The organism is Jatrophihabitans lederbergiae (assembly GCF_031845305.1).
Taxonomy (GTDB): Bacteria; Actinomycetota; Actinomycetes; order Mycobacteriales; family Jatrophihabitantaceae; genus Jatrophihabitans_A; species Jatrophihabitans_A lederbergiae.
The window spans coordinates 1-12,446 of sequence record NZ_JAVREH010000005.1; the positions used below are offsets into that span (position 1 = coordinate 1).

Genomic DNA, 12,446 nt, shown 5'->3' on the forward strand with positions numbered 1-12,446 from the left:
GCGTACCCGACATCCAAAAAGCCAAGAACATCCTCGGCATCCAATGCAACACCACCCTCGACACCATGCTCGACGAAGTCATCCCCTGGGTCACCCAAGCCATCAACGACGGCCGCCTATAACAGGGCGACCGTGGGAGCCGCAATGCCATCCACACTCGGCGACCCCGCCGAGGCATTCGGCGAGCTCGAGTCCGCGGCATCGATCAGGGCCGGGCGGGACAGGCCAGGCAAGCGGCCTGGCCGGCCGGCATCCTGGCTCGACGGCTGGACTCTGACGGCCAGAGCTCCGAGGTTGCTGGCTGCCACTGCCGCGTTCTTCACGGTGCTGGCGGTATCGCTCTACCGCGCTGAGGTGGCCAGGGGAGCGAAGTACCCGGGTCATGCCGATCCGGCGTTCTTCTACAACGTCGCGCAGAACCTGCACGCCGGCCGCGGTGCGCAGATCGACTATGTCTGGCACTTTCTGGTACCGGGCACGCCCCTGCGGCACTACGCCTTCGACTACTGGCTTCCGCTGCCCTCGGTGCTGATGTCGGTCGGCTTGGGCGTTGGGCACGGCCTGCCGGCCGCGATCGACGTCAGCGTCGTGATGGCCGCCGTCATGTCGGCGAGCACCTATGCCCTGACCCGGGCCTTCACCACCTCGTTCTGGGCGCCAGCCGTGGCCGCGGTGGCCATCGTGGCACAACCGGTGATCTCGATGTTCGCGGTGCAGACCGAGAGCGCCGTCTACCTGGGCGCCTTCGGCCTGACGGCTATGGCTGCGGCGGTGCACGCCCGCCGGCGGTTGGCCCTATGGGTGGTGGCCGGCGCCGCGGCAGCTCTGGCGAACATGTCCCGCAGTGAGGGCCTGATCCTGATGGGCATCATCGGTGTCGCGGCCGTGGTGTGGACGGAGCGCAGTCGCTGGCAGGTGCGGGTAGGCCTGCTGCTGCTCGGCTACCTGCCGGTCGCCGCGCCCTACTTCTACGAGAACCTGTCACACTTCGGCGCCGTGTTGCCACCGGCAGCCACCTCGTTTCCGTTCATCACCCAGAACGAGGAGCTGTTCTCGCGGCACGTAGACCGCTCCCTTTCCGGCCTGCTTGGCACTGGCATCGTCCAGTTCGTGAATCTGCGGTTTGTCGCACTGGTGCATGAGGTCCGCGTCGCGTTCTCCGCCTTTACCAGGACGGACGCCGTGGTGCTGGTGATACTGGCGGCGCTGCTGATCTCGCGGCGCTCCCCCCGAAGCGCTCCGATGGGTCAGCGGGTCCTCGGCGCGCTGCGCTCGTCCTGGTTCGTGCCGGTCGGTTTCGTCGTGGCCCTGTTCTTGTTCGACGCCCTGGTCGCCCCGGTGGTGGCAGGCGCCGGCGCAACCGTCAAGGGCATGGTCACGGTTGTCGCCGTACCGATCGTGGCCGTGCTCGTCGCGCTGGCCGGCTCCGGATTCCGGCAGTCGATCACAGTGGTCAGCTGCGCGCTGCTGGTGCTGTCACCTATCGCGGCGCTGCCGCGCATCAGCAAGGCCGTCGTCCGCCACAACAACGGATTCGGTCAGGCTGCGAGCAACCTCGGCCCGGCGTTGAAGCGGGAGCAGAAGTGCCTGGACCGGCCCGTGGTGATGATGACCCGCAACCCCTGGGAATTCACCCAGGCCACCGGCGTGCCATCGGTGCAGATACCCGCCGGCTCAGTCGCGGACGTGGTGGCCGTGGCCCGGGAGTACAGCGTGACTGACATCGAGGACCCGCAGATCCGACCCCAGCTCAGCGACCTCAGCGCGATGCTGGCCGCTGCTGGTCCGCTGACGCTGGCCGAACACTTCGGCTCCCGCCGGATCTACCGCATTCGCGCGACAACCGCCGGCCACGCGCACTGCTGAGTCAGCCGGCGGTCGGCGTCGCCACCATGAAAGCCTGGGCTCCGAGCACCCGCCAGGCCAGCGGCACTTTGAGGTAGAGCCGAACCAGCGCAGGCCCGCTGGGCAGCCAGCTCTTCGTGGTGTAGGGCAGGAAGCGAGGGATCGACCGCACCACGTCATAGCCGGTCGCGGTGAAGGCCTCGACGAGCGCGCGGTCGTCCACCGGGGTGATGTGGTCGAAGAACTGCCAGTAGTCCCGCGCGCAGTAGCGGACGTTGGGCTGCAGCACCAGCAAGCGTCCGCCGGGTTTGAGGACCCGGCGGACTTCGACCAGCGTGGACAAGATGACCTCGCGGCTGATGTGCTCAAAGAAGTTGCTGATGAACACCACGTCGACGGACTGGTCGGCAAGGTCGATCAGCTCATTGGAACGCTGGACGTGCGTCTCGACGCCCTCGGCCGCGCGAAGCTTCACATCCGGGTTGAGGTCGACCGCGATCCGCCGTCCGGCCCGGATGTTGTTGATGAATTCACAATGCCCAGCGGCAAGATCCAGGACGACCGCGTCCTCAGGCACCCACTGCTGAAAGAAGTCCGAACACAGCACCTGCCAGAGATCCTGGCGCTGCTCGCCTTCGGTGCCGAACCTGTTGCTGTAGAGGGCTTTCAACCCACTCGACTCGAGCTCCACTGGCCTTAACCGCCTCTGACGTCGGGTTTTCTGCGGTGAAGCGCAGTTCGGGCAACGGCTCCGAGCGTATCAGCGCCGTGCCGATTGGACCGCGACCACAGACCAGCCAGCACCAGGCATACCGCCGGCCGGCGTGTAACGTTGCGGCCATCATGCGCGCGGTTCTCCTTCTTCGCAGCCGTGACGAGGCACTAGGACGCTGGTTCTGATCCCAGCCGGTCCGGTCGGCCCCTCGTCGCGGGTCGAAGTGCTGCGCCGACCAGTTCCTCCTTTCCGAACTGCCCCGGCCCACGCCCGCTAGGAGCTACCCGCCATGTCTGAACGTCCCAGCACCGCACCCAGCACCGCACCGCGTCGTCGCACCACTCAGCAACCGACCGCCATGCCGGTGCACCGCTACTCAGCCTTCCCGCCGATCGACCTGCCGGACCGGCAGTGGCCCACCCGCACCATCACCCGCGCACCCCGCTGGCTGTCGACAGACCTGCGGGATGGCAACCAGGCGCTCATCGACCCGATGAACACCGCCCGCAAGCGCGCGATGTTCGACCTGCTGGTGCGGATGGGCTACAAAGAGATCGAGGTCGGCTTTCCGGCCGCCAGCCAGACGGACTTCGACTTCGTCCGAGAGCTGATCGAGTCCGGCAAGGTTCCCGACGACGTGACGATCTCGGTGCTGACCCAGGCTCGTGAAGAGCTGATCGAGCGCACCGTGCAGTCGCTGGTCGGGGCTTCCCGGGCGACCGTCCATATGTACAACGCCGCGGCGCCGGTCTTCCGCAAGGTGGTCTTCGGACTGTCCGGTGACGGCCGGGACGAGTGCCGGTCCATCGCGACCGAGGGCACCCAGGCCGTGGTGAAGTACGCAGAGACCTACCTGCTCGCCGGTGCGGGCTCGACCATCTTCGGCTATGAGTACTCGCCCGAGATCTTCATGGACACCGAGCTCGACTTCTCCCTCGACATCTGCGACGCGGTGATGCGGGTGTGGCAGCCAGGACCAGACCGCGAGATCGTGCTGAACCTGCCCTGCACGGTCGAGCGCTCGACGCCCAACGTCTACGCCGACCAGATCGAGTGGATGAGCCGCAACCTGCCCAACCGGGACCATGTCGCGCTGTCTGTGCACACCCACAACGACCGGGGCACGGCCGTCGCGGATGCCGAATTGGCGGTGCTGGCCGGGGCGGACCGGATCGAGGGCTGCCTGTTCGGCAATGGTGAGCGCTCCGGCAACGTCGACCTGGTGACCCTCGGTCTGAACCTGTACAGCCAGGGCGTCGATCCCGAGATCGACTTCTCAGACATCGACGAGATCCGCCGGACCGCCGAGTACTGCAACCGGATCGGCGTGCACGAGCGCCATCCGTACGCCGGTGACCTGGTGTACACGTCGTTCTCCGGTTCCCATCAGGACGCGATCAAGAAGGGCTTCGACGCCCTGGAATCCGGTGCGCGCGCGGCTGGCAAGCCGGTCGCCGAGATGCCGTGGCAGATCCCTTACCTGCCCATCGACCCCAAGGACGTCGGCCGCTCGTACGAGGCCGTGATCCGGGTGAACAGCCAGTCCGGCAAGGGCGGCGTCGCCTACATCATGAAGACCGAGCACAAGCTGGACCTGCCGCGCCGGCTGCAGATCGACTTCAGCCAGGTCATCCAGCGGCACACCGACGATGCCGGCGGCGAGGTCGACGCGGCGGCGATGTGGTCGATCTTCGAGGCCGAGTACCTCTTCGACTCCGACGCCACCTTCGCCCTCACGTCCTTCTCGTCCTTCTCGTCCTCCGATGACAACGGCATGACGCGGGTGAACGCCCGGGTGCGGGCCTTCGGTAAGGACTGGGACGTCACCGGCGTCGGCAACGGCCCGATCAACGCCTTCTGCCAGGCGGTGTCCGAACCAGACATGGGACTCGGCGGCGTCGGCCTGCGGGTGCTCGACTATTCCGAGCACGCGCTCACGACCGGCGGGGACGCCGAGGCCGCCGCCTACCTCGAGATCGAGGTCGGTGACCAGGTGCTGTGGGGCGTCGGGATCAGCGAGTCGATCGTCGGTGCCTCGCTTCGGGCCGTGATGAGCGGCGTCAACCGGATCGCCCGCAACCGCTGAGACGCATAGCCGGCGGATGCCGCTGTTGCCGGCCACCCGGTTCGGGCACAGCGGTGTCCTCATCGGGTGGCGGCATGCTCAGTCAACCGTCCGTCGGCCGGAGAAGGCGCGCCCGAGCGTCACCTCGTCGGCATATTCGAGGTCCCCGCCGACCGGAAGTCCGCTCGCCAGCCTGCTGACGATCACCCCCATCGGCTTGATCAGCCGCGCGAGGTAGGTCGCGGTGGCCTCACCCTCGAGGTTGGGATCGGTTGCCAGGATCAGCTCGGTCACCGCGCCGTCGCTGAGCCGCATCAGCAATTCACGCACCCGAAGGTCATCCGGGCCGATGCCGTCGATGGGACTGATCGCGCCGCCGAGCACGTGGTAACGGCCCCGGTACTCCCGGGTCCGCTCCACGGCAATGACATCCTTCGGCTCCTCGACGACACAGATGATGCTCGCGTCGCGCCGCGGATCACGACAGATCCGGCACTCGTCACCCTCGGACACGTTTCCGCAGATCCGGCAGAACTTGACCTCCGCCTTGACCCGCCGGAGCACTCCGGCCAGCCGATCGACGTCAGCGGAGTCCGCGGACAGTATGTGAAACGCGATGCGCTGCGCGCTCTTCGGGCCGATGCCGGGAAGCCGCCCAAGCTCATCGATCAGATCCTGGACGGCGCCTTCATACATCACAGGCCGGGTATGCCCATTCCACCCATGCCCCCGGTCAGCGGGCCGAGCTTCTCAGAGGCAAGCGCGCTCGCGTTGTGGGTGGCATCCCGGACGGCCGCGACGACAAGGTCCTGCAACGTCTCGGCATCCTCTGGGTCGACGACCTTGGGGTCGATGGTCACCGTGAGCAGCTCGCCGCTGCCGGTCACCTTGGCGCTGACGAGGCCACCACCGGCAGACCCCTCGACCTCGGTCTCGGCCAGCTCTGCCTGCGCGACAGCGAGCTGTTGCTGCATCTTCTGGGCCTGCTTCATCAGCTGTTGCATGTTGGGCTGGCCGCCTGGTCGCACGTCGATCTCTCCTCGAGCTGAACACGGTGATTGCACGGCTACAGCCGCACGTGCGTCAGCCTAACGCCCGGGACTGACAGTGGCCGCCCGGACACAGCGGAGAATGACGGGCGGGCACACTTCCGCTCGCCCTGAGCACGACGTGCGTGGCCCGCTAGAGCGGAACCCTGCTCTCCAGCCGCTCACGGAGCACGTCGGGCAGCCGGGCGCAGGCGGACTCGACCTCGCGCAGCGCCTGCTCGAAGGCGGGCAGCTCGTCGTAATAAGGGTCGGGGACGTCGAGGTCGCCAGCGGCTACCGCCACCGCGTCGTGGCTTCGCAGCAGCTCGATGGACGCCGCGGCAGCGTCCGGATCGTCGGCGGTCCCGGCCAGCTCGCGAAGCCGCGAGAGATGCCCGCTGTCCAGGGCCAGCACCACATCACGGGTCGCGAAGTCCTCGGCGCCGAACTGCTTGGCCACGTGGGCGGCAGGGTCATAGCCATGTGCCACCAAGGTCGCTCGGGCCCGGGGGTCCATGTCCTTACCGACGTGCCAGGAACCAGTACCCGCACTGTCCACCACGATGAGGTCGGCCAGCCCGGCCTCGGCCAGCCGTGCCGACAGCACCACCTCGCCCATTGGCGAGCGGCAGATGTTGCCGGTGCACACGAAGCACACCCGCAGCGGGATGTGCGCCTGCTGGGGATCGGTCACGACGTCTCCATGGGCCGCGCGCCGAGGCTGCTCTGCAACAGCGCGATCGCTGCCGCCTCGGCATCGCCGCCGCTGCGGTCGGTCCGGTGGAACTCGTCGGACTCCTCGTCCACCCCGTCGTTCGCGGCTGCTGGCGGGCTGGGAACGGACTCACTCGCGGCTGGCCGTGCCGATCGTGCCGGGCGTGCGGGCCGGCTCGCCCGCTCGGGCATCGGCTCGCCATCGGCGGCGGGCGGCCTGTCGGCGGGCGCGGCCGGGGACGCGTTTGTCGACGGCGCCGAAGTCACGGTGAGCTGCCAGTTACCGAAGACGACCGATTGCAGCACGTCACGCAGGACGGCCAGGTTGCTGTCGTCCGCGATTCGTCGCGCCAGGCCCGCGGGGGCCTGCAGGCTGACCACCTCACCCTCGACCGAGGCGATCTGGACCTCGTTCATCATGGCCCACTTGACCTTGCTCCGGTCGCGCAGCGCCAGCATGACCTGGGGCCACAGGTGACGCAGATCGGTGGACTCGCTACTTGCCTGGGACGCCGCAGGAAGACCTGCGGGAGCCACCGGCGACGGGGCCGGCGGAGCCACCTGCTCCTGCACAACCTCGTCGGGAGGGCTGCTGTCAGCCGACTCAGGTGCTGGTTCGCTGACCTCGGACGGGCCGGCGGTACGGTCCCTCGCCAGCGGCTCGACCGGATCCGCAGGCGCTGGAGTTCCGGCTGCGGCATCGGCGTCCATGGCTTGCCGTCGCTCGAGGCGTTCCAGTCGCTGCAGCAGCGCCGCCGAGTCCGAGGCGGCGTCGGGCAGCAACATCCGGGCGCACAGCAGCTCGAGCATCAGGCGCGGCGAGGTGGTGCCGCGCATGTCCGTGAGCGTGGTGTGCGCGATGTCGGCGAAGCGCACCAGGCTCGCGATGCCGATCCGCCGCGACTGGTCGGCGAGCCGGTCGGCCTGGTCGCCGGCGTAGTCGATCAAGCCCTTGCTGACCGCATCGGGCACCGCGTCCAGGACTATCAGGTCACGCAACCGGTCCAGCAGGTCGGCGGCGAAACGGCGGGGATCGTGGCCGGCCTCGACCACGCTGTCGATGGTTCCGTACACCGCGGCGGCGTCCCCGACGGCCAGGGCATCGGTCATGTCGTCCAGCAGCGCGGAGTCGGTGACCCCGAGCAGCCCGACCGCGCGGGCGTAGGTCACGCCCTCGGAGCCCGCACCGGCGAGCAACTGGTCCAGCACCGACAACGAGTCCCGCGCCGAGCCGGCCCCAGCCCGGACGACCAGCGGGAACACCGCGGGCTCGACCGTGGCGTCCTCGGCCTGGCAGATCCACTCCAGGTGGGCGCGCAGCACCGACGGCGGGATGAGCCGGAACGGATAGTGGTGCGTCCGCGACCGGATGGTCTGCAGCACCTTCTCGGGCTCAGTCGTGGCGAAGATGAAGATCAGGAAGTCCGGCGGCTCTTCGACGAGCTTCAGCAGGGCGTTGAAGCCCTGCGTGGTCACCATGTGGGCCTCGTCGATGATGTAGACCTTGTAGCGGTCCCGAACCGGGGCGTAGTACGCGCGTTCGCGAAGGTCGCGGGCGTCGTCCACCCCACCGTGGCTGGCGGCATCGATCTCGATGACGTCGATGGAACCGGGGCCGTTCGGCGCGAGGTCCTTGCACGATCCGCAGACCCCGCACGGAGTCGGCGTCGGGCCCTGCTCACAGTTCAGCGACCGGGCCAGGATGCGCGCACTGGAGGTCTTTCCGCAGCCGCGCGGCCCGGAGAACAGGTAGGCGTGATTGATCCGGCCCGCGGAGAGCGCCTGCATCAGCGGGGCGGTCACGTGCTCTTGGCCGATGACCTCGGAGAAGGTCGCCGACCGGTACTTTCGATAAAGCGCCAATGCCACGGGGCAACCCTATCTCGCCCCGCTGACGATCCCTGTCAGTCCTCGTCGGGGCCTTCGTCGGCGGGCGCCGTCATCGCAGTCGGGGGCGCCGTCATCGCACCTCCGCCGGCTCAGCCAGCGAGAAGTCATCGAACACGAAGCCCGGCGACACCACGCACGCCACCAGCACCGCGCGGTCGGTCGCGGGCTCGGCCTGCTGCCACTCATCCGGACGGACCAGGTACTGACCGCCGACCGTGAGCTCGCACGAGAACCGGGCCACCGGGGCGTCGCCGGATCCGCCGACCGTCAGCAGCACCGGTCCACCACCCTGCCACAGCCACAGCTCCGCCGACTTCACCCGGTGCCAGGCCGACCGCTCACCGTTATTAGAGAGGGGTGACGTAAGCCCCTGAGATCCCGCCGTCGACCAGGAACTGCGACGCGGTGATGAAGCTCGACTCGTCCGAGGCCAGGAAGAGCACCGCGTTCGCGATCTCCTGCGGCTCGGCGAAGCGGCCGACCGGAATGTGCACCAGTCGGCGCGCCGCCCGCTCCGGGTCCTTGGCGAACAGCTCCTGCAACAAAGGGGTATTGACCGGGCCGGGGCACAGCGCATTGACCCGGATGCCCTCGCGGGCGAACTGAACCCCCAGCTCGCGTGACATCGACAGCACCCCACCCTTGGAGGCGGTATAGGAGATCTGCGACGTCGCGGCGCCCATCACGGCGACGAATGACGCGGTATTGATGATGGACCCACGCTTCTGCTCGAGCATGTACGGCAGGGCTGCCTTGCAGCAGAGGTAGACGGAGGTGAGGTTCACCTGCTGCACGCGCTGCCAGGCTTCGAGGCTCGTCTCCAGGATCGAGTCGTCCTCCGGAGGCGAGATTCCCGCGTTGTTGAAAGCAATGTCGACGCTGCCGTGGGTGTCGAACGCCGTCCGGAACAGGGCCTCGACCTGCTCGGGGTCGGTAACGTCCACCTCGACGAACAGCGCACCGAACTCCTCGGCGACCGCCGCGCCGGCGGTGGCGTTGACGTCACCGATGACAACCTTGGCGCCTTCGTCGGTGAACCTCTTCACGGTCGCCAGCCCGATGCCGCTGCAACCGCCGGTGATGACGGCGACCTTGCCCTGCAAGCGTGTTCCCATGTGGTGCTGTGCTCCGAATCAGTCGTGTGAGAAGAAGACGTTCTTGATCTCGGTGAAGGAATCAAGGGCATCCGGGCCTAGTTCGCGTCCGAAACCGGACTGCTTGAAGCCGCCGAACGGCGTCGAATAGCGCACCGAGGAGTGCGAGTTGACGCTGAGGTTGCCGGCCTCGACGCCGCGACTGACCCGAAGCGCGCGACCGAGATTCCGGGTCCAGATGGAGCCCGACAGCCCGTACTGGCTGTCGTTGGCCTTGGCTACCGCGTCCGCCTCGTCGGTGAACGGCAGCACCGACACCACCGGGCCAAAGACCTCGTCGCGCCACACCCGATCCGCGGTCGACTTCGGCAGTACGACGGTGGGTGGGTACCAGAACCCGGCGCCGTCCGGGACCGAGCCGCGGAAGGCTACGTCCATCGAATCGCCCTCCACGAACGATGAGACGGCCTGCCGCCGGGCGTCGGAAATCAGAGGGCCCATCTCGGACGCCTCGTCGCGCGGGTCGATCACCCGGACGTCGCGCACGGCGGGCTCCAGCAGCTCCAGGAACCGGTCCAGGACGCCGGCCTCGACGAGGATCCGGCTGCGGGCACAGCAGTCCTGCCCCGCATTGTCGAAGACGCTCCCAGGCGCGGTCCGGGCGGCCTCGGCCAGGTCGCTGTCGGCGAACACGATATTGGCGCTCTTGCCGCCGAGTTCCAGGGTGATCCGCTTCATGCTGTCCGCGGCGCCGCGCATGATCTGCTGGCCGACCCGCACCGAGCCGGTGAAGCAGACCTTGCGCACCAGCTCGTGCGTGACGAACCGCTGACCGACTACCGGACCCTCGCCCGGCAGCACGGTGAAGACGTCCTCGGGCAGTCCAGCCTCCAGCGCCAACTCGCCTAGCCGCAAGGCGGTGAGCGGCGTCAGCTCGGCCGGCTTGAGCACCACGGTATTGCCTGCGGCCAGCGCCGGGGCGAATCCCCAACCGGCGACCGGCATCGGAAAGTTCCACGGGACGATGATGCCCACGACGCCGAGCGGCTCGGAAAACGTCACGTCCAGGCCGCCGGCGACCGGGATCTGGCGGCCGGACAGCCGTTCCGGTGCCGCGGAGTAGTAGTTCAGCACGTCCCGGACGTTGCCTGCCTCCCACCGGGCGTTGCCGATCGGGTGACCGGAGTTGCGAACCTCCAGCTGGGCGAGCTCCTCTACGTGGGCATCGACCAGGGCCGCAAACGCCCGCAGCAACCGGCCGCGGTCGGCCGGGGCTACCGTGCGCCAGTGCTCGAAGGCACGGTGCGCTCGCAGGATCGCCTCGTCAGCCTCTGCCACGGACGCGAAGTGCACCTCACCCGCCGGCTGCTCGGTCGCGGGATTGACGAGCTCGACGCGTCCGCCGGTCAGCACTGCGGTCATCGCCGGTCACAGCCTTTCGAATCCACGGAAGCGCTCCCAATCGGTGACGGCCGCGTTGAAGGCGGCCAGTTCCACGTCGGCGTAGTTGACGTAGTGCTCGACCACATCGTCGCCGAACGCGGCCCGGGCGAGCTTTGATGCGGCGAACAGATCCCGGGCCTCCCGCAGGGTACTGGGCACCCGGGGCTTGTCGCTGACGTAGGCATTGCCCTGGTGGGCAGGTTCCAGTTCGAGGTCCTCGGCGATGCCGTGCAACCCGCCGGCCAGCATTGCGGCCAGCGCCAGATACGGGTTGACATCCCCGCCCGGCACCCGGTTCTCGACCCGCAGCCCCAGGCCGGAACCGACGACCCGCAGGGCGCAGGTGCGGTTGTCGTGACCCCAGGCGATCGCGGTCGGCGCGAAGGAGCCCGGCTGGAATCGCTTGTAGGAGTTGATGTTCGGCGCGTACAGCAGCGTGAACTCGCGCATGGTGGCCTGCACACCGGCCACGAACTGGTCGAAGAGCACGGAGCCCCCGGCGATCCCGAGCGGGTCCGCCGAGCCGTCGGAAAGATCGAAGGCGACGGAGCCGTCGAGCCGCCGCAGGCTCATGTGGATGTGGCACGAGTTGCCCTCGCGCTGGTCGAACTTGGCCATGAACGTCAGCGCCTTGCCGTGCAGCGCGGCGATCTCTTTCGCCCCGGTCTTGTAGACGGTGTGGTTGTCCGCGGTACGCAGCACCTGGTCGTACTTGAAGGCGATCTCGTGCTGACCGAGGTTGCACTCGCCCTTCGCGGACTCGACGCTCAGGCCGGCCCCGTACATGTGGTTGCGGATGTCGCGCAGCAGCGGTTCGACCCGGGTGCCGCCGAGGATCGAGTAGTCGACGTTGTAGCGGTTGGCCGGGTTCAGGTCGCAGTAGCCGCTGTCCCAGGCCTGCTCGTAGCTGTCGTCGAACAGCAGGAACTCCAGCTCGGTGCCGGCCACCGCCTGAAAGCCGAGCCGCTCCGCCCGGGCCGACACGACGGCCAGCACCTGGCGGGGGGACGGCCGCACCGGGCCGCTGCCGTCCAGCCACGACAGGTCGCACTGGATCAGCGCCGTGCCGGGCTGCCAGCCGAGACGGCGCAGGGTGCTGAAGTCCAGGTCGAACATCATGTCCCCGTAGCCGGTCTCCCAGGACGAGATGGCGTAGCCGTCCACGGTGTTCATCTCGACGTCGACGGCCAGCAGGTAGTTGCAGCCCTCGGTGCCGTGCGGCAGCACCGAGTCGAGAAAGAACCGGCCGTGGATGCGCTTGCCCTGCAACCGGCCCTGCATGTCGGTGAAGGCGACGACCACGGTGTCGATCACGCCGGCCTCGATGTCGGCGACCAGTTCCTCGCGCGCGTACCCGACCATTGTCTGCAGCCCCTCACCAGCGCCGGTGCGACGTTGAAGTTCCGAGACTCGCAGACGGGGGGCGCGAAGGCCAACCGGACGGCCTCCGGCGGACGGCGAGGAATGGATGTGCATAGCCGCGGAACAGAGAGGACCCCCCGCGTACCCGCCAGAGCCTGCTTATCCTTGCTGCCTTCCGGCCCTGGGGAAGTTCACAGGATGAGCGCCACGCGAGGGGTCTGCCACAAGTGTAGAGGCTCCGGGAAGGGACCCAGTGGTCGGCACCGAGCTGGGCAACCCGTATCCTCTTC

At 68.2% G+C, this 12,446-nt stretch carries 11 protein-coding genes and 1 other RNA gene; 2 read left to right on the top strand and 10 right to left on the bottom strand.

Annotation, left to right across the window (positions count from 1 at the left end; genetic code table 11):
- Nucleotides 1-144 precede the first annotated feature (144 nt).
- Complete coding sequence (locus tag RM423_RS05215; RefSeq protein WP_311421948.1) at nt 145-1,866, top strand: hypothetical protein; 1,722 nt, start codon at nt 145-147, stop codon at nt 1,864-1,866.
- 1 nt (nt 1,867) lies between these two features.
- Here RM423_RS05215 and RM423_RS05220 read toward each other — a convergent pair whose 3' ends face one another.
- Complete coding sequence (locus tag RM423_RS05220; RefSeq protein ID WP_311421949.1) at nt 1,868-2,536, bottom strand: class I SAM-dependent methyltransferase; 669 nt, start codon at nt 2,534-2,536, stop codon at nt 1,868-1,870.
- A 313-nt stretch (nt 2,537-2,849) separates the two neighbouring features.
- Here RM423_RS05220 and leuA point away from each other — a divergent pair, with 313 nt between their 5' ends.
- Nucleotides 2,850-4,646 (top strand): 2-isopropylmalate synthase, encoded by a 1,797-nt coding sequence (leuA, locus tag RM423_RS05225; RefSeq protein WP_311421950.1) that lies wholly within the window; start codon nt 2,850-2,852, stop codon nt 4,644-4,646.
- A gap of 78 nt (nt 4,647-4,724) precedes the next feature.
- Here leuA and recR read toward each other — a convergent pair whose 3' ends face one another.
- The 9 genes from recR to ffs all read right to left on the bottom strand — a co-directional run bounded on the left by recR (nt 4,725) and on the right by ffs (nt 12,378).
- On the bottom strand, nt 4,725-5,321 hold the full coding sequence (gene recR / locus RM423_RS05230) for a recombination mediator RecR (protein WP_311422182.1): 597 nt from the start codon (nt 5,319-5,321) through the stop codon (nt 4,725-4,727).
- The gene (locus RM423_RS05235) at nt 5,321-5,629 is read right to left on the bottom strand and encodes a YbaB/EbfC family nucleoid-associated protein (protein WP_396327610.1); all 309 of its coding nucleotides are present in this window, start codon (nt 5,627-5,629) and stop codon (nt 5,321-5,323) included. Before RM423_RS05235 ends, recR begins: the two co-directional genes overlap by 1 nt.
- A gap of 178 nt (nt 5,630-5,807) precedes the next feature.
- Complete coding sequence (locus RM423_RS05240; protein ID WP_396327611.1) at nt 5,808-6,323, bottom strand: low molecular weight protein-tyrosine-phosphatase; 516 nt, start codon at nt 6,321-6,323, stop codon at nt 5,808-5,810.
- A 20-nt stretch (nt 6,324-6,343) separates the two neighbouring features.
- The gene (locus tag RM423_RS05245) at nt 6,344-8,236 is read right to left on the bottom strand and encodes a DNA polymerase III subunit gamma and tau (RefSeq protein ID WP_311421953.1); all 1,893 of its coding nucleotides are present in this window, start codon (nt 8,234-8,236) and stop codon (nt 6,344-6,346) included.
- 91 nt (nt 8,237-8,327) lie between these two features.
- Entirely contained in the window at nt 8,328-8,576 is a 249-nt protein-coding gene (locus RM423_RS05250; RefSeq protein ID WP_311421954.1) for a cupin domain-containing protein, read from the bottom strand.
- A gap of 28 nt (nt 8,577-8,604) precedes the next feature.
- Entirely contained in the window at nt 8,605-9,372 is a 768-nt protein-coding gene (locus RM423_RS05255; RefSeq protein WP_311421955.1) for a 3-oxoacyl-ACP reductase, read from the bottom strand.
- Between the two features lie 18 nt (nt 9,373-9,390).
- On the bottom strand, nt 9,391-10,773 hold the full coding sequence (locus RM423_RS05260; RefSeq protein ID WP_311421956.1) for an aldehyde dehydrogenase family protein: 1,383 nt from the start codon (nt 10,771-10,773) through the stop codon (nt 9,391-9,393).
- Nucleotides 10,774-10,779: 6 nt separating this feature from the next.
- Nucleotides 10,780-12,156: a glutamine synthetase family protein gene (locus RM423_RS05265; protein WP_311421957.1), complete on the bottom strand. Its 1,377-nt coding sequence runs from the start codon at nt 12,154-12,156 to the stop codon at nt 10,780-10,782.
- A 125-nt stretch (nt 12,157-12,281) separates the two neighbouring features.
- Nucleotides 12,282-12,378: signal recognition particle sRNA small type (gene ffs / locus RM423_RS05270), an RNA gene on the bottom strand.
- Between the last annotated feature and the right edge of the window lie 68 nt (nt 12,379-12,446).